The following is a 17,899-nucleotide window of genomic DNA, read 5'->3' on the forward strand; positions in this document are numbered from 1 at the left end:
ATTATGCCAGCGTGTGCCGCACAACAACAGCTGCGCGACACGAAAAAGCAAAAGCCCCGCACAAGGCGGGGCTTTCAGAATATGCGATGCCGCTTAACGCGACATCAGCACAGGGTCATTACTGACCTTTAACTTCTTTCAGACCGTTGAATGGCGCTTTAGAACCCAGCGCTTCTTCGATACGGATCAGCTGGTTGTACTTAGCAACACGGTCAGAACGGCTCATTGAACCGGTTTTGATCTGGCCCGCTGCAGTACCTACCGCCAGGTCAGCGATGGTGGCATCTTCGGTTTCGCCTGAACGGTGAGAGATCACGGCAGTGTAGCCCGCGTCTTTCGCCATTTTGATCGCAGCCAGGGTTTCGGTCAGAGAACCGATCTGGTTGAATTTGATCAGAATGGAGTTAGCGATACCTTTATCGATACCTTCTTTCAGGATTTTGGTGTTGGTGACGAACAGATCATCGCCCACCAGCTGGATTTTGTCGCCCAGCACTTTAGTCTGGTAAGCGAAGCCGTCCCAGTCAGATTCGTCCAGGCCATCTTCGATAGAAACGATCGGATACTGTTTAGTCAGATCTTCCAGGAAGTGGGTGAACTCTTCAGAGGTAAACGCTTTACCGCCTTCACCGGCCAGAACGTATTTGCCATCTTTGTAGAACTCAGATGCTGCACAGTCCATTGCCAGGGTGATGTCTTTACCTAGCTCGTAGCCTGCTGCTTTTACCGCTTCAGCGATAACAGCCAGGGCTTCAGCGTTAGAACCCAGGTTAGGCGCGTAGCCACCTTCGTCACCCACTGCAGTGCTCATGCCTTTGCTTTTCAGCACTTTTGCCAGGTTGTGGAAAACTTCAGAACCCATACGGATGGCTTCTTTCAGGTTTGCTGCACCAACCGGCTGAATCATGAACTCCTGGATGTCGACGTTGTTGTCGGCATGCTCGCCGCCGTTGATGATGTTCATCATTGGCAGTGGCATAGAGTATTTGCCTGGGGTGCCGTTCAGTTCAGCGATGTGCTCATACAGCGGCTGACCTTTAGAGGCTGCAGCAGCTTTAGCCGCTGCCAGTGAAACGGCCAGAATGGCGTTAGCACCGAAGTTAGATTTGTTCTCAGTACCGTCCAGGTCGATCATGATCTTATCGATGTTCGCCTGATCTTTCGCGTCTTTGCCTTTTACCGCTTCAGCAATCGGACCGTTTACTGCAGCAACGGCTTTGGTTACGCCTTTGCCCAGGAAACGTGATTTGTCACCGTCACGCAGTTCCAGCGCTTCGCGTGAACCGGTAGAGGCACCTGATGGCGCAGCGGCCAGGCCAACGAAACCGCCTTCCAGATGCACTTCAGCTTCAACAGTCGGGTTACCACGTGAGTCGATAATTTCGCGACCGATGACTTTTACGATTTTGGACATTACGATTTTCCTCAGTACAAGTTAGTCAATCCTAAGACAGGCAACGCGCGAAAAGTTCGCGCGCTGCCTGTGAAACTTACTTCGCTAAACGCTTCTGATGCTCATGCGCGGCTTTAACAAAGCCGGCAAACAACGGATGGCCGTCGCGTGGGGTCGAGGTAAACTCAGGGTGGAACTGGCAAGCCACAAACCACGGATGGTTCGGGAGTTCGATAATCTCAACCAGTTGATCATCACCCGAGCGACCTGCTACGCGCAGACCGGCTGCTTCAATCTGCTTTAACAGCATATTGTTCACTTCATAGCGGTGGCGATGGCGCTCAACGATGGTGTCAGAGCCGTAGAGCTGGCGAACCTGACTGCCCGGCGTTAACTGACACTGCTGGCTGCCCAGACGCATAGTGCCGCCCAGATCGCTCTGCTCGCTGCGGACTTCGACGTTGCCATCTTCGTCACGCCATTCGGTGATTAATGCCACCACCGGATATTTACAGTCTGGCACAAATTCAGTGGAGTTGGCGCCAGGCATGCCAGCGACATTGCGGGCAAACTCCATCAGCGCGACCTGCATACCCAGGCAGATGCCGAGGTAAGGCACGTTGTTTTCACGTGCGTATTGCGCGGTCATCAGCTTGCCTTCCACGCCACGGTAACCGAAGCCACCTGGAATCAGAATCGCATCCAAATCTTTCAGTAATTCGACACCACGTGACTCAACATCCTGCGAATCGATCAGTTTGATGTTCACAGTGACGCGATTTTTCAGGCCGCCATGTTTCAGCGCTTCGATGACTGACTTGTAGGCATCCGGCAGCTCAACATACTTGCCCACCATACCGATGGTGACTTCACCACCCGGATTGGCTTCTTCGTAAATCACCTGCTCCCACTCAGCCAGGTTAGCTTCCGGTGCATTCAGGTTGAAGCGCTTACAGATATAGTCATCCAGGCCCTGCGACTTCAGCATGCCAGGAATCTTGTAGATGGAATCAACGTCTTTCAGCGAAATAACCGCTTTTTCAGGGACGTTACAGAACAGGGCGATTTTGGCACGTTCATTGGCCGGTACGGCACGGTCAGAACGGCAAATCAGCACATCTGGCTGGATACCAATCGACAGCAGCTCTTTTACAGAGTGCTGAGTCGGTTTCGTTTTCACTTCACCCGCCGCCGCCATATAAGGCACCAGCGTCAGGTGCATATACATCGTGTGTTCGCGGCCCACATCCACGGCCATCTGGCGAATCGCTTCCAGGAACGGCAGTGATTCGATATCTCCTACCGTGCCGCCGATTTCAACCAGCACCACATCATGACCTTCACCGCCTTCAATGATGCGTTCTTTGATGGCGTTGGTGATGTGCGGGATAACCTGAATAGTTGCGCCCAGATAGTCGCCACGGCGCTCTTTGCGCAGGACTTCTGAGTAGATACGGCCAGTTGTGAAGTTGTTACGACGCGACATTTTAGTGCGGATGAAGCGCTCGTAGTGACCCAAATCCAGATCGGTTTCAGCGCCGTCATCAGTGACGAAAACTTCACCATGCTGTGTCGGGCTCATGGTGCCTGGATCCACGTTGATATACGGGTCCAGCTTCATGATGGTCACGTTCAGACCACGCGCTTCGAGAATGGCTGCGAGGGAGGCTGCGGCAATGCCTTTACCCAGAGAGGAAACGACCCCGCCGGTCACAAAAATATAATTCGTTGTCATGCTGAACCTGAGAGTTTAGGTTTAAAGACGGTGGAATAACCAGGACGGGAAAACAGTATACTGGAAACCGCTATCAGCCACAATTGATGAATCACAGCCATCCTCCAACGCATTGCTGCGTCTTAACATAGCGGATAGCTGCCGATGAAATGTTGATGTGCGTCACAAAGTTGCCGCCGCGCTGAATCGAGTAAGCGTAAACGGTGACTTTATGCACAGCGGTGGAATAATCAGCGCTTCTCGCCCTGTTTCACCTGCTGCCAGGCGGCCTCCATTTGCTCCAGTGTGGCGCCCGGCATGCTGAGACCTTGTGCATTGATAATCGCTTCCACTTCACGGAACCGGCGCTCAAACTTGTCATTCGCCTTTTGCAGTGCGGTTTCCGCTTTGCTGCCAAGATGACGCGAGAGATTAACCGTGGCAAACAGCAGGTCGCCAATCTCCTCTTCCAGCTTCTCGCCATCCACCACGCTCTGCTGCGCCTCGTGCATCACTTCATCAATCTCTTCGTGCACTTTTGCCACCACCGGTCCCAGCGTGGTCCAGTCGAAGCCGACGTTGTGACAGCGCTTCTGAATCTTGTGGGCGCGCATCAATGCGGGCAGCGCTTTGGGGATATCATCCAGCGCGGAATGCTGGGCTTTGTCCGCACGCTCGGCAGTTTTAATTGCTTCCCAGTTTTTCAGCACGTCGCTGCTGGTTTCTGCTGTGGCATCGCCAAAAATATGCGGATGACGTCGCTCCAGCTTGTCGCTAATCGCGTGACAAATATCCTCGAAATTGAAGCGTTCCTGTTCGCTGGCCATCTGCGCATAGAACACTACCTGAAACAGCAGATCGCCCAGCTCGCCGCGCAGGTCGTCAAAATCTTCGCGCTGAATAGCGTCCAGCACTTCGTAAGTCTCTTCCAGGGTATAGGGCGCAATAGTGGCAAAGGTCTGTTCACGATCCCATGGGCAACCATGCTGTGGATCGCGCAGCGTTTTCATTATGCCAAGCAGGCGCTCAATAGCGTTCATTCAGGCGGTTCCTTGATGAGTCAGGTGATGGGCAACGATCAGAGAAGCAAGGCGTGCAACCCGGCCGGATGTGGTGAACAGCATCCGGCCGGGTTTCAGGGTGCAGAAAACGCCCGCGCAACCTCCTGTTGCCGGTTGCTTCAGAGCCTGACTGAATATCAGTGCAGGCGGCGGGCGTCAATGATATCAGAGACCTGGTTCAGTCGCGCCAGGACACGTCCCAGAACCTGGTGGTTGTAGATCTCAATATCCATATCGATAGTCGCCAGCTGCTTTTTGGTGTCGCTGCGGCTTGAGACGCCCAGTACATTCACTTTCTCGTTGGCGAGAATGGTGGTGATGTCGCGCAGTAAGCCGCTGCGATCGTTGGCGGTGACACGCACCACCAGCGAGTAACCGCTGGAGTAGCTTTCGCCCCATACCGCATCGACGATACGTTCCGGCGCGTGCGACGTGAGTTCAGCCAGCTGGTCACAGTCCGCGCGGTGAATCGAGATGCCGCGCCCCTGGGTGATGAAGCCGACAATGTCATCCCCCGGAATCGGCTGGCAGCAGCGGGCGATGTGGTGCATCAGATTGCCTACGCCCTCCACGACCACGCGACCACTCTCTTTGCGCGCAGGCTGAGAGTAGGCTTTCTGAGTCAGCTGGCGCAGCGCTTCGCGATCTTCCTCTTCAGCACTCGGCTTGTTCAGCTTCGCCTGCAGGAAGTTAACCATCTGATTCAGACGAATATCGCCGCCGCCAATCGCCGCCAGCAACTCTTCAAGCGAGGTCACGTTATAGCGCGGCAGCAGCAGTTTTTCCGCTTCGCGCAGGCTGATATCGAGCTGATTCAGTTCGTTATCCAGAATCTGTCGTCCGGCGATAATGTTCTTGTCGCGATCCTGCTTGCGGAACCAGTTGTGGATCTTCGAGCGTCCACGGCTGGTGGTAATGTAGCCCAGGTTCGGGTTGAGCCAGTCACGGCTCGGGTTCGGCTGTTTCTGGGTAATCACTTCAACCTGGTCGCCCATCTGCAGCTGGTAGGTGAACGGCACGATGCGGCCACCAATTTTTGCGCCGATGCAGCGGTGACCGATGTCACTGTGAATGTGGTAGGCGAAGTCGAGCGGTGTCGAACCTGCGGGCAGATCCACGACGTCGCCTTTTGGCGTAAAGACGTAGACCCGGTCATCAAACACCTGGCTACGGACTTCTTCCAGCAACTCGCCAGAGTCAGCCATCTCTTCCTGCCAGCTGATCAGCTTACGCAGCCAGGCAATGCGCTCTTCGTGACCCGCTGCGCCACGCGCGCTGCTGGAGGTGGGGCCCTCTTTGTACTTCCAGTGTGCCGCAACGCCCAGTTCGGCATCTTCGTGCATCTGTCGGGTACGGATCTGGATCTCCACCGTTTTGCCCTGCGGCCCAAGCACGACGGTATGAATCGACTGGTAGCCGTTGGGCTTGGGGTTGGCCACGTAGTCATCGAACTCGCTGGGCAGATGGCGATAAAGCGTATGTACCGTACCCAGTGCGCCGTAGCAATCCTGCAGGCGGTCGGCGACGATACGCACCGCACGCACATCAAACAGCTCATCAAAGGCCAGCGACTTTTTCTGCATCTTGCGCCAGATGCTGTAGATATGTTTCGGACGACCATAAACTTCGGCGCGCACGCCCTCTTTCGCCATCTCTTTGCGCAGGTTGCTGACAAAATTGTCGATGTACTGCTCACGATCAATTCGCCGCTCATGCAGTAGTTTGGCAATGCGCTTGTATTCGTCGGGATGGAGATAGCGGAAGCAATAATCTTCCAGCTCCCATTTGAGCTGACCGATGCCCAGACGGTTGGCCAGAGGTGCATAGATGTTGGTGCTCTCTTTGGCCGCCAGCACCCGCTCATCTTCCGGCGCATCTTTCATTTCGCGCAGGTTCATGATGCGTTCGGCCAGCTTCAGCACTACGCAGCGGAAATCTTCCACCATTGCCAGCAGCATGCGGCGGACATTATCCACCTGTTCAGAGGCCATGGAGTCGTTGTGAATCGCTTTCAGCTGGCGAATGGCGTCCATGTCACGCACGCCGTGCACCAGCGAGACAATGCCTTTACCGACGGCGGTTTCCAGCTCTTCTTCACTGACCACTTCATCGTTAGCCAGCGGGAAAATCAGCGCTGCACACAGGCTTTCAATATCCATGCTGAGCATTGAGAGGATTTCCACCATCTCGATACCGCGCCACAGAAGCAGCGACTGATCGGGATGGCCCTGCGTCTGCGCTTCGCAGTAGCGCCAGGTCTCGGCAACGCGTTGACATGATTGCGGGTTGGCAATACCGAGACTGGCGATCCACTGGTCGAGGGCGAAATCTCCCTCGGTATTTAAATGCGCACTTCTGACCGCAACCATAACCTCTCCTGCACAACGACATTCATCGCTTATGTTTTTCTGAACAGCACCATGGATTCGAGATGACGGGTATGAGGAAACATATCCAGCATCGCGACCCTTTCCAATTGGTAGCCTGCTGACAGCAATATCTGGCTGTCGCGGGCGAGTGTTGTGGGATTACACGAAACATAGACCACACGTTCTGGTGCAAGTTTAACCACATGCGCCATTACGCCCGCAGCCCCGGCGCGTGCCGGATCGAGTAATACCTTGTTAAACCCCTGTGTCGCCCACGGCTGGCGCGACACCTCTTCTTCCAGATTATGCTGAAAGAAACTTACATTTTTAAGATTATTCAAATCAGCATTATACGCTGCCTGCCGCACTAATGCTGCAATCCCCTCCACACCAACCACATTTTGTACGAAGATTCCTACAGGAAGTGTGAAGTTTCCCATGCCACAAAACAGATCCAGCACGCGGTCTTCCGGCTGCAAATCCAGCCAGGCGATCGCCTTCGCGACCATCTGCTGATTCACCCCATCATTAACCTGGATAAAATCCTGTGGATTGAAGGTTAGCTTAAGTTGATGAGAGTGATAAAAGGGCATCGATTCACTTAACGCCGTCAGATTTTCATCGCCCGCATCCAGGAACAGCATCAGCTGATGTTTATGCGAAAACTGTTCCAGTTTTTCACGGTCATCTGTATGCAGCGCATCAAGATGGCGCAGAATCATCAGCGGGCCATTGTCCGCCAGCACCAGTTCCACATGCCCGAGACGCCTGACAGCTCGCAGGTCGCTGAGACACTGGTGCAGCGGAACCAGCAATGCCTCAAGTTCGGGCACTAAAACGGGGCAGTGCTGTATATCGACCAGATCGTTGCTGGCTTCCTGCCGGAATCCCATCTGCAATCGCTGCGCTTTATTTTGCCATTGCAGACCCAGACGCGCACGACGGCGGTAACCCCAGGGCTGACCGGCGATCACCTCATCCACCGCGACACTCTGTGAGGCGGCCTGGCTCAGCATCCGGCTCAGTGCCTGCGCTTTGCTCTGCTGTTGCAGTGCCACATCGGCATGCTGCTGCTGGCAACCGCCGCAGCGATCATAGTGCGGGCAGCGCGGTGTCACCCGAGCCGGACTGCGGCTAATCAGCCGAGTCACTTTCGCCCGGGCAAATTGACGTTTATCCTCTGTCAGCACAATCTCAGCCTGTTCACCCGGCAGGGCACCCGCGACAAACAGGGTTTTGCCCTTGTGGCGTGCCACACCTTGTCCAAACGGGTCAAGCTCCTCAATGGTGACGGTGAGGCGTTGTTGCGTCGTCACGCGCTGTTTTGCAACGTAGAATTGCGCCATAGTGTTATTCATTCTCTTTATCGAAAAACGACCTGCATAGCTTTATCGACAGCATGCACAGGGACGTTAATGCCGGAGTAGCCAGGCGACTATTATGACCAAATACAGCCTTCGGGCGCGAATGATGATTTTAATTCTGGCACCCACGCTGATGGTTGGCCTGCTGCTCAGCTCATTTTTTGTGGTGCACCGCTACAATGAGCTACAGCGACAGGTAATCGATGCCGGGGCCAACATCATCGAACCCCTGGCGATTTCCAGCGAATACAGCATGACCTGGCACAATCGTGATGCCATGCGTGAACTGGTCAGCCTGCTGCATCGTCGCCACTCCGCCATTGTTCGGGCGATCTCGGTGTTTGATAACCACAATCAGCTCTATGTCACCTCCAATCACAAGCAAAACCTCAGCCTGTTGCAACAGGATGACATCCGCGGTCTGCCCGACGATGTTTCTATGGAACGTCACGGCAGCATACTGATTCTGCGCACGCCGATTACCACCGAACGTTACGATGTGGATGAATTACCGGATGAAGATGCCAAGCCATCGGGCAATCCGCTGGGCTATGTGGCAATAGAGCTGGATCTGCAGTCGGTGCGTTTACAGCAGTATAAAGAGGTGTTTGTCGCCACGCTGATGCTGCTCTTCTGCCTCTGCCTCGCCATGCTGTTTGCTTACCGTCTGATGCGCGATGTCACCGGCCCGATCCGCAATATGGTCACCACCGTTGACCGCATCCGTCGCGGCCAGCTTGATAGCCGCGTTGAGGGTTACATGCTGGGTGAACTCAGCATTCTGAAAAACGGGATTAACGCGATGGCCATGTCGCTGACCGCCTATCACGAAGAGATGCAGCACAATATCGATCAGGCGACCTACGATCTGCGGGAAACACTGGAACAGCTGGAGATTCAGAACGTTGAGCTGGATCTGGCGAAGAAACGCGCCCAGGAAGCGGCGCGCATCAAATCTGAGTTTCTGGCCAATATGTCCCATGAGCTGCGAACGCCGCTGAATGGCGTGCTGGGCTTTACCCGCCAGATGCTGAAAACCCAGCTGCGCACGACGCAGCGTGACTATATGCAGACCATTGAACGTTCGGCTAATAACCTGCTCAGCATCATCAATGACGTGCTCGATTTCTCGAAGCTGGAAGCGGGCAAGCTGATGCTGGAGGCCATCCCCTTCCCGCTACGCGCCACGCTGGATGAAACCCTGGTGCTGCTGGCGCCGTCAGCACATGACAAAGGGCTGGAGCTGACGGTGGTGTGTGACAGCAGCGTGCCGGACAACGTGATTGGCGATGCGCTGCGCCTGCAACAGATCCTGATCAACCTGATCGGAAACGCCATCAAGTTTACCGAGAAGGGATACATCGGCCTGCGCGTCGGACAGCGGGTGATTACGCAGTCGCGCGTCGAGCTGGAGATTCAGGTTGAGGACAGCGGCATCGGCATCTCTGAGCAGCAACAGACCCAGATGTTTCAGGCGTTTCGTCAGGCTGACGCCAGTATTTCGCGCCGTCATGGCGGTACCGGGCTGGGGCTGGTCATCACCCAGAAACTGGTACGGGAGATGGGCGGCGAAATAACCTTTAGCAGCCAGCCGGATCAAGGCTCTGTGTTTGTCATTCGCGTACAGCTGGATCTTAATCCTAATGCACCCGGCATGCCGCGCGTGCTGGATGCGCTGTCACATGCGCGCATTGCCTACGTGGAACCGGATGCTTATGTTGCCAGCGCAGCGCTGGAGATGCTGAGCGCGACACCGTTGCAGATTGACTACAGCGAAACGCTGGAGGGATTAAAAGCACCTCACTATCCGCTGCTGCTGATGGCGATGCCCGTCGATATCAGCCAGCCCGAACTGCTCAACGAGCGCAGGATTAATGGGCTGCTGGATCGGGCTGACAATGTGCTGATGGCGCTTCCCAGCCCGATGATGTTGCTGGCTGATGAGCTGAAGGCGCGGGGCATTGACGGCTGCATTGCGAAACCAATCTCTCTGACGCGACTCCTGCCGATGTTACTGGATCTCCATACCCGTCAGATGAGTGAACTGCCGCCATCTCCCCGCCTGCCGCTGACGGTGATGGCGGTGGATGATAATCCTGCCAATCTTAAACTGATTGGCGCGCTGCTCGAGGAGCAGGTGCAGAATATCCTGCTGTGCAGCAGCGCTGAACACGCTATTCGCGAGGCTCGTCAGCAGCCGCTGGATGTGATTCTGATGGATATTCAGATGCCTGAGATTGATGGCATTCGCGCCAGCGAAATTATCCGTAGCCTGCCTCAACACGCCAGTACGCCGATTGTAGCAGTGACCGCCCATGCCATTGATGGCGAGCGCGAGCAGTTGATCAAGGCAGGCATGAATGACTACCTTGCGAAGCCAATTGATGAGAGCAAGTTAAGACAGCTGCTGGCGCGCTATACGCCGCCGCCGGTGGTCCCTGTGCCTGAACTGCTGCCAATATTACCCACGCTCGACTGGCAACTGGCGCTGCGACAGGCGGCGAATAAACCCGATCTGGCACGTGATCTGCTGCGGATGCTGCTGGAATTTTTACCGGAAGTGCATGCGAAGATGGCGCAGTTTATGGCGACCAATGAGGTCAACGCCCTGCGTGAGATTATTCACAAGCTGCACGGCAGCGCCAGCTACAGCGGCGTACCGCGCATGAAACAACTCTGCCATCAGCTGGAGCGAGGACTGCTGGAGGCCAGCGACATCGCGGCACTGGAACCGGAGCTGCTGGAGTTGCAGGATGAGATGGAAAACGTCGCCAGAGAAGCCCGTCAGCTGTTAGGGATAGAGTAAGGCTGGCGGCAGTTGCCGCCAACCTGCCACTGTCGCAAACGCTGACCGGCTTGCAGGGCTAACTGACCGCGGGCTGGCCAAAAAGAGCGTGGTGCTTAAACAGACATTCTGAATATCAACGCCCTTTTCAGTCTGCTCAATGTCCGCTCAATCCGGCTGGGCTTAATAATCAGGTGCGCCTGCCGGTTACCTGAATCCGGCCAGTTTCAGCGTGGCAGCCACGTTACGTGCCGTCATCTCAACATTTTTTCCGGCACTGGCCAGTGCCTCTTCCAGCGAACAGATGGTGTAGAGCACGCTGAATACCGCATCGATTCCATGCTGATGCACCACGCCAACATCCGCCGTCAGGCTGCCGGCAATACCAATCACTGGCTTGTTAAAACGTTTTGCCACGCTGGCGACACCAATTGGCACCTTGCCATTAATACTCTGGCTGTCGATACGCCCTTCACCGGTAATCACCAGATCAGCATCTTTCACCTGGTCAGCCAGCCCCAGCGCCTCTGTGACAATTTCAATGCCGCGTCGCAGTTCCGCCCGACAAAAGGCGTGCAGTGCCGCCCCCATCCCGCCCGCTGCACCACCGCCAGGAATGTGCAGGACATCAATATCCAGATCGCGATGAATAATGGCGGCGTAATGCACCAATGCCTGATCGAGCTGCTGCACCAGCGCCGGTGTCGCGCCTTTCTGCGGACCGAAGATGGCCGATGCGCCTTCTTTTCCGGTGAGCGGATTAGAAACATCACACGCCACTTCGATGCGGCACTGATGAATGCGGGCATCCAGTGCATCAATATCAATGCTGGCAAGCGCAGAGAGTGCGCCGCCTCCGTGACCAATCTCGCCGCCCTGGGCGTCCAGCAGTCGGGCGCCGAGCGCCTGCATCATCCCGGCACCGCCATCATTGGTGGCGCTGCCGCCGATACCAATGATGATATGGCCGACGCCCTTATCCAGCGCATGCCTGATCAACTCGCCGGTGCCGAATGAGGTCGTTATCAGCGGGTCACGCTGTGCTGCCGGAACCTGTTCCAGTCCGCTGGCCGCGGCCATTTCGATATAGGCCGTGGACTCATCGCCGGACAGGCCATAAAAGGCATCAACCTGCGTGCCCAACGGTCCGGTCACCTTCAGCCTGACGATTTTTCCCTTCGTCGCCGCCACCATCGCTTCTACCGTGCCTTCGCCACCGTCGGCGACCGGTATTTTCACGTAATGTGCATCGGGGAAGATGTCACGGAAACCCGCTTCAATCGCCGATGCCACATCCAGGGCGGATAAACTCTCTTTATATGAATCCGGTGCGATTACGATTTTCATAGGCAATCCGAGCGCAGTTGGGTGATTGAAACGGCTCTGAACCAGTCCGGTGTTGGGGAGACCGGCATCGGGTTTTAGCGGGCGATTTCAACCTTCGCTAACTTCTCATAATAGCAGGCCAGTGCGCTGTGGTCGGCGTTACCCTGCCCGTCATTGCGCAGCGCCTGCATCATCTCCATCACTGCTGCCGTCAGCGGCAGGTGCGCACCGATGCTGTGCGACGTATCCAGCGCGTTCGCCAGATCTTTGATGTGCAGGTCAATCCGGAAACCGGGCTTGAAGTTACGATCCATCACCATCGGCGCTTTGGCATCCAGCACCGTGCTGCCCGCCAGGCCGCCACGAATCGCCTGATAAACCAGATCCGGATTCACACCCGCTTTGGTCGCCAGCGATAACGCTTCGGACATCGCCGCAATGTTCAGTGCCACAATCACCTGGTTAGCCAGCTTAGTCACGTTGCCCGCACCGATGTCGCCGGTATGCACCACCGAGCCCGCCATCGCTTTCATGATGTCGTAGCAGGAATCGAACACGGCTTTATCACCGCCGACCATCACCGAAAGCGTTCCTTCAATCGCTTTGGGTTCGCCGCCACTGACCGGCGCATCGAGCATTTTGATCTGCTTTTCTGCCAGCGCATCGTGTACCTCACGGCTCGCCAGCGGCGCAATGGAACTCATGTCGATGACCACCAGACCTGGCTTCGCCCCTTCGATAATGCCGTTTTTCCCCAGGCAGACGTCAATAACCTGCGGTGAATTAGGCACCATGGTAATCACCACATCGCACTGCTCAGCCACCTCTTTTGGCGTTTTCGCCACGGTTGCACCCAGTTTAGCCAGTTCCGCTTCGTTTTCGGTGTTGTTGTCGCGCACTACCAGCGAATACCCGGCTTTCACCAGATTTTTACTCATGGGTTTGCCCATGATGCCCAGGCCGATAAATCCAATTTTCATGACGTTTCCCCTTAATCGATTAGCGCTTAAATTTGTCGCATAACGCCTGCGAGGCGTTGCGGAACATCCCGACATCGCTGCCGACAGCCACAAAGGTGGCGCCCCACTCCAGATAGCGACGCGCGTCCGCTTCTACCGGTGCCAGAATGCCGCTCGGCTTACCGGCGGCTTTGGCTCGTTCAAAAATGTGCTTAATCACTTTCAGTACTTCAGGATGTGCGGGCTGACCGAGATAGCCCAGTGCAGCGGAGAGATCGCCCGGCCCGACAAAAATGCCGTCGACACCGTCCACCGCTGCGATGGCATCAATGTTGTCAACCGCCTGCTGAGTTTCGATCTGCACCAGCACCGTGATGTTGTCATTGATGGTGCTGTTGTAATCCGGCAGCGTGCCGTACATGTTGCTGCGATGCGACACCGAAACACCACGAATCCCGGCTGGCGGATAACGGGTTGAGGCAACAGCCCGCAGGGCTTCCTCTTCGGTTTCGACAAACGGCACCAGAAGATTGTTAAACCCGATATCCAGCAGACGCTTAATGATCACCGGCTCGTTGCAGGGCGGACGCACCACGGGCGCACTGTGGCTGCCTTTCAGCGCCATCAGCTGCGGTACAAAGGTGGTGATGTCGTTGGGCGCGTGCTCTCCATCCAGGACCAGCCAGTCGAAACCGGCCAGCCCCAGAATTTCAGTCGAGATCGGACTGGCCAGCGCGCACCAGCTGCCAATCAGGGTATCGCCCGCTAACAGGCGACGACGAAATCCATTGGGCCAGGCTGCATTACTCATGGTTGAACTCCTGTGACGATGGCTCCGCTTGGGGAGCCGAAAAGGTTAACGAACCAGGCATGGGCGCTTATTGTCGAACGTCCATCCCGGCACTAAAAACTGCATCGCTTCAGCATCGTCACGTGCACCCAGTCCCTGCTTCTGATAGAGCGCATTGGCCTGCATCACCTGATCCATATCCAGCTCTACGCCGAGACCCGGTTTCTGCGGCACCTGCACCATACCGCCTTTAATCTGGAACGGCTCTTTGGTCAGACGCTGATTGCCCTCCTGCCAGATCCAGTGGGTATCAATGGCGGTAATCGCACCCGGCGCGGCAGCGGCAACGTGAGTAAACATCGCCAGCGAAATGTCGAAGTGGTTATTGGAGTGCGAGCCCCAGGTCAGACCGAAGTCGTGACACATCTGCGCCACGCGCACCGAACCCTGCATGGTCCAGAAATGTGGGTCAGCCAGCGGAATGTCGACTGACTGCAGCGACAGGGTATGGCCCATCTGCCGCCAGTCGGTGGCGATCATATTGGTGGCCGTTGGCATGCCGGTGGCGCGGCGGAACTCAGCCATCACTTCGCGACCGGAGTAGCCCTGTTCGGCTCCACAAGGATCTTCTGCGTAGGCCAGCACATCTTTAAGCTGTTTGCCGAGCATGATCGCCTCGTTGAGCGACCAGGCTCCGTTGGGATCGAGGGTGATACGGGCTTCAGGAAAACGTTTTGCCAGCGCGGTAACGGCTTCAGCCTCTTCGCCGCCGCGCAGCACGCCGCCTTTGAGTTTGAAATCGTTAAAGCCATATTTCTCATAAGCCGCTTCCGCCAGACGCACGACCGCATCCGGCGTGAGCGCCTCTTCATGGCGCAGGCGATACCAGTCGCACGGATCGTTCTGCTGGTTCTGATAAGAGAGCGAGGTTTTATTGCGGTCGCCGATGTAGAACAGGTAGCCGAGCATCTCCACGCGGTCGCGCTGCTGACCGTCACCCAGCAGCGAGGCGACGTTGACGCCCAGGTGCTGACCCAGCAAATCAAGCAGCGCCGCTTCGATACCGGTCACCACATGGATCGTGGTACGCAGATCAAAGGTCTGGTTACCGCGCCCGTTCGCATCGCGGTCAGCAAAGGTGCTGCGCACCAGGCTGAGGGTATTTTTGTACTCACCCAGCGTTTTGCCGATCACCAGCGAGGCCGCATCTTCCAGCGTCTGGCGAATCTTCTCGCCGCCCGGAATTTCGCCAACACCAGTGTGTCCGGCGTTATCTTTGATAATCACAATGTTGCGGGTAAAGAATGGTGAGTGAGCGCCGCTGAGGTTTAGCAGCATGCTGTCATAGCCTGCGACCGGAATAACCTGCATGGCGGTCACTTTCGGTGTTGAACTCATCTCTTGCTCCTTATGCTGTTGCACGGCCAAATGCCGGACGCTTGCGATCAAAAGTCCAGCCAGGGACCAGATACTGCATCGCCGTGGCGTCGTTACGCGCACCGGCGGGCAGTGACTGATAAAGCTGATGGGCTTTGTTTACCTGCTCCCAGTCGAGCTCAATGCCCAGGCCAGGCGCATCCGGTACGGCAATTTTGCCGTTGCGGATTTGCAGCGGATTTTTCGTCAGGCGCTGATCGCCCTCCTGCCAGATCCAGTGGGTATCAATCGCGGTCGGGTTGCCTGGCGCTGCTGCACCCACATGGGTAAACATCGCCAGCGAAATATCAAAGTGGTTATTGGAGTGACAGCCCCAGGTGAGGCCCCATTCATCGCACAGCTGCGCGACCCGAACAGCACCGCTCAGCGTCCAGAAATGCGGATCGGCCAGCGGAATATCGACCGCATTGACCATCACCGCGTGGTTCATCTCGCGCCAGTTGGTGGCGATCATATTTGTGGCGACGGGCAGGCCGGTTGCGCGCCGGAACTCAGCCATCACTTCCCGGCCCGAATAGCCCTGCTCCGCGCCACAGGGATCTTCGGCGTAGCTCAGCACATCATGCATTCCTTTACACAGCGCGATGGCTTCATCCAGCAGCCAGGCTCCATTGGGATCGACGGTGATACGGGCATCGGGAAAACGCTGCTTGAGCGCCGCCGCCGTGGCGATCTCCTGCTCACCCGGCAGCACGCCACCTTTGAGCTTGAAATCTTTAAAGCCATATTTATCCTGTGCCGCTTCAGCCAGGCGCACGACAGCATCGCTGGTCAGTGCTTCCTGATGACGCAGGTGATACCAGTCGTGGCTGGCCTGATCACCGCTCAGATAGGGAAGATCGGTTTTACGGCGGTCGCCAAGATAGAACAGGTAGCCCAGCACCGTGACTTCATCACGCTGTTTGCCCGGCCCCAGCAGTTCAGCCACCGGTACGCCCAGACACTGTCCCAGCAGATCGAGCAGCGCGGCTTCAAGTGCGGCCACCGCATTGACCCGCAATTCAAAGGTCCATGCACCGTTACCGAAAGTGGTGAAGTCGGCGGACTGATTGCCTTTGTGCACCTGCTGCACCAGACGATTCATTCGGGCAATCTGCTGGCCTTTCACCTGCGGAATCGCCTCCACCAGCGTCTGATAGATGGTGTCGCCGCCCGGCGCCTCACCGACGCCGGTGTGACCGGCACTATCAGTGAGCACCACAATGTTGCGGGTAAAACAGGCGTTGTGTGCACCGCCAATATTGAGCAGCATACTGTCGTAACCGGCGACCGGGATAACCCGCATGTCAGTAATCACCGGCGAACTTTGCGTATTCATGATGCATCCTTACCAGGCCAGGTTTTCAGTTCGACACGTTTGATATCGCCGGCAATGACCAGGAAGCTGAATGCCGCGACAAAGGCGTGAATCCCCACATAAACCAGCGCGCCTTCAAATGAACCGCTGGTGGCAATGATGTAACCGATGGCGATAGGCGTGACGATGCCGGAGAAGTTACCGAACATGTTGAACAAACCACCGCTCAGGCCGCTGATCTCTTTCGGCGCGGTATCTGCCATCACCGCCCAGCCCAGCGCGCCGATGCCTTTACCAAAGAAGGCCAGTGCCATAAAGAACACCACCATCCATTCGGTATTGGTGTAGTTACACATCACCATTGAGATAGAGAGCAGCATGCCGAGAACGATTGGCGTTTTACGTGCGATATTCAGCGAGCCGGTTTTACGCATCAGCCAGTCAGAGATCACTCCGCCCAGTACGCCGCCGAGGAAGCCGCACACCGCCGGAATCGACGCAACAAAGCCCGCTTTAAGAATCGACATGCCGCGCGCCTGCACCAGATAGACCGGGAACCAGGTGATAAAGAAGTAGGTTAAGGCGTTAACACAGTATTGACCGAGATAGATGCCCAGCATCATGCGTGACGTCAGCAGCTGTTTGATCTGGAACCACTTCTCGCTCCAGCTCACTTTTCGGGTGTTCTTTTTGACATCCATGTTGATGAGCGCGCCGCCCTGTTCCATGTACTCCAGTTCAGCTTTATTCACGCCAGGATGATCGGTGGGATCGTGTATCACTTTGAGCCAGATGAAACTGAGGATGATGCCCAGGCCGCCCATGAACCAGAACACGTGCGCCCAGCCCACGGAAGAGACCAGCCAGCCCATAATCGGTGCGAAGATCACGGTGGCAAAGTATTGGGCCGAGTTGAAGATCGCCACCGCCGTGCCGCGTTCCTGCGCCGGGAACCAGGCTGCGACTATGCGGCTGTTGCCCGGGAAAGAAGGTGCTTCAGCCAGGCCGACCAGGAAACGCAGAATAAACAGCGACATGATGATGCCAAAGCCGCTGAACAGATCGACGAACCCTTGCAGAAAGGTAAACAGCGACCAGGTGAAGATGCTCCAGAAGTAGACGCGTTTTGAGCCGAAGCGATCGAGCAGCCAGCCGCCCGGAATCTGACCAATGACATACGCCCATGAGAACGCTGAGAAGATATAGCCAAGTCCGACTGAATCGAGGCCGATATCTTTGGACATCGCCGAACCGGCAATTGAAATGGTTGCGCGGTCGCCGTAGTTGAATGAGGTGACGATAAATAACATCACCACAATCCAGTAACGGGCATTGGTGCGCTTCTGCACCGTTTCCGCGGTCTGGCTGAAACTATTCATGATGCACTCCTGAAATATAGCGTGA

Annotated in this window: 12 protein-coding genes; 1 reads left to right on the forward strand and 11 read right to left on the reverse strand. The window is 56.0% G+C overall.

What is annotated here, in order from left to right; all coding sequences use genetic code 11:
• Positions 1-118: 118 nt before the first annotated feature.
• The 5 genes from eno to rlmD form a co-directional block, all read right to left on the reverse strand.
• Entirely contained in the window at positions 119-1,414 is a 1,296-nt protein-coding gene (gene eno / locus H7K52_RS12155) for a phosphopyruvate hydratase (RefSeq protein WP_008927112.1), read from the reverse strand.
• Positions 1,415-1,490: 76 nt separating this feature from the next.
• A complete protein-coding gene (gene pyrG / locus H7K52_RS12160) occupies positions 1,491-3,128 on the reverse strand; it encodes a glutamine hydrolyzing CTP synthase (RefSeq protein ID WP_003854607.1) in 1,638 nt (545 codons plus the stop codon).
• A 230-nt stretch (positions 3,129-3,358) separates the two neighbouring features.
• A complete protein-coding gene (mazG, locus tag H7K52_RS12165; protein WP_039660769.1) occupies positions 3,359-4,147 on the reverse strand; it encodes a nucleoside triphosphate pyrophosphohydrolase in 789 nt (262 codons plus the stop codon).
• Between the two features lie 158 nt (positions 4,148-4,305).
• The gene (relA, locus tag H7K52_RS12170) at positions 4,306-6,537 is read right to left on the reverse strand and encodes a GTP diphosphokinase (protein WP_003854613.1); all 2,232 of its coding nucleotides are present in this window, start codon (positions 6,535-6,537) and stop codon (positions 4,306-4,308) included.
• A 29-nt stretch (positions 6,538-6,566) separates the two neighbouring features.
• Positions 6,567-7,883 carry a 23S rRNA (uracil(1939)-C(5))-methyltransferase RlmD gene (gene rlmD / locus H7K52_RS12175; protein WP_003854615.1) on the reverse strand — a complete coding sequence of 439 codons (1,317 nt, stop codon included), beginning with the start codon at positions 7,881-7,883 and terminating at the stop codon, positions 6,567-6,569.
• A gap of 94 nt (positions 7,884-7,977) precedes the next feature.
• On the opposite strand from rlmD, the gene barA reads away from it, so the two are divergent.
• Positions 7,978-10,707: a two-component sensor histidine kinase BarA gene (gene barA / locus H7K52_RS12180; RefSeq protein ID WP_110411049.1), complete on the forward strand. Its 2,730-nt coding sequence runs from the start codon at positions 7,978-7,980 to the stop codon at positions 10,705-10,707.
• A 186-nt stretch (positions 10,708-10,893) separates the two neighbouring features.
• Here barA and H7K52_RS12185 read toward each other — a convergent pair whose 3' ends face one another.
• The 6 genes from H7K52_RS12185 to H7K52_RS12210 form a co-directional block, all read right to left on the reverse strand.
• Entirely contained in the window at positions 10,894-12,033 is a 1,140-nt protein-coding gene (locus H7K52_RS12185) for a glycerate kinase (protein ID WP_110411048.1), read from the reverse strand.
• 74 nt (positions 12,034-12,107) lie between these two features.
• Complete coding sequence (garR, locus tag H7K52_RS12190) at positions 12,108-12,992, reverse strand: 2-hydroxy-3-oxopropionate reductase (protein WP_003854621.1); 885 nt, start codon at positions 12,990-12,992, stop codon at positions 12,108-12,110.
• Between the two features lie 19 nt (positions 12,993-13,011).
• A complete protein-coding gene (garL, locus tag H7K52_RS12195) occupies positions 13,012-13,782 on the reverse strand; it encodes a 2-dehydro-3-deoxyglucarate aldolase (protein WP_003854622.1) in 771 nt (256 codons plus the stop codon).
• A 45-nt stretch (positions 13,783-13,827) separates the two neighbouring features.
• Positions 13,828-15,159 (reverse strand): glucarate dehydratase, encoded by a 1,332-nt coding sequence (gudD, locus tag H7K52_RS12200; RefSeq protein ID WP_008927115.1) that lies wholly within the window; start codon positions 15,157-15,159, stop codon positions 13,828-13,830.
• 10 nt (positions 15,160-15,169) lie between these two features.
• Positions 15,170-16,516 (reverse strand): enolase C-terminal domain-like protein, encoded by a 1,347-nt coding sequence (locus H7K52_RS12205; protein WP_033763209.1) that lies wholly within the window; start codon positions 16,514-16,516, stop codon positions 15,170-15,172.
• Entirely contained in the window at positions 16,513-17,874 is a 1,362-nt protein-coding gene (locus tag H7K52_RS12210) for an MFS transporter (protein WP_003854623.1), read from the reverse strand. Before H7K52_RS12210 ends, H7K52_RS12205 begins: the two co-directional genes overlap by 4 nt.
• Positions 17,875-17,899: the final 25 nt, after the last annotated feature.

Origin of the sequence: Pantoea hericii (assembly GCF_014155795.1) — a bacterium.
Taxonomy (GTDB): domain Bacteria; phylum Pseudomonadota; class Gammaproteobacteria; order Enterobacterales; family Enterobacteriaceae; genus Pantoea; species Pantoea eucalypti.

What these genes read in the sequence shown, in the direction of transcription:
- barA (WP_110411049.1), top strand. Translation starts at nt 7,978, where the DNA reads ATGACCAAATACAGCCTTCGGGCGCGAATGATGATTTTAATTCTGGCA.
- relA (WP_003854613.1), bottom strand. Translation starts at nt 6,537, where the DNA reads ATGGTTGCGGTCAGAAGTGCGCATTTAAATACCGAGGGAGATTTCGCC.
- pyrG (WP_003854607.1), bottom strand. Translation starts at nt 3,128, where the DNA reads ATGACAACGAATTATATTTTTGTGACCGGCGGGGTCGTTTCCTCTCTG.
- eno (WP_008927112.1), bottom strand. Translation starts at nt 1,414, where the DNA reads ATGTCCAAAATCGTAAAAGTCATCGGTCGCGAAATTATCGACTCACGT.
- mazG (WP_039660769.1), bottom strand. Translation starts at nt 4,147, where the DNA reads ATGAACGCTATTGAGCGCCTGCTTGGCATAATGAAAACGCTGCGCGAT.
- H7K52_RS12210 (WP_003854623.1), bottom strand. Translation starts at nt 17,874, where the DNA reads ATGAATAGTTTCAGCCAGACCGCGGAAACGGTGCAGAAGCGCACCAAT.
- H7K52_RS12185 (WP_110411048.1), bottom strand. Translation starts at nt 12,033, where the DNA reads ATGAAAATCGTAATCGCACCGGATTCATATAAAGAGAGTTTATCCGCC.
- gudD (WP_008927115.1), bottom strand. Translation starts at nt 15,159, where the DNA reads ATGAGTTCAACACCGAAAGTGACCGCCATGCAGGTTATTCCGGTCGCA.
- rlmD (WP_003854615.1), bottom strand. Translation starts at nt 7,883, where the DNA reads ATGGCGCAATTCTACGTTGCAAAACAGCGCGTGACGACGCAACAACGC.
- garR (WP_003854621.1), bottom strand. Translation starts at nt 12,992, where the DNA reads ATGAAAATTGGATTTATCGGCCTGGGCATCATGGGCAAACCCATGAGT.
- H7K52_RS12205 (WP_033763209.1), bottom strand. Translation starts at nt 16,516, where the DNA reads ATGAATACGCAAAGTTCGCCGGTGATTACTGACATGCGGGTTATCCCG.
- garL (WP_003854622.1), bottom strand. Translation starts at nt 13,782, where the DNA reads ATGAGTAATGCAGCCTGGCCCAATGGATTTCGTCGTCGCCTGTTAGCG.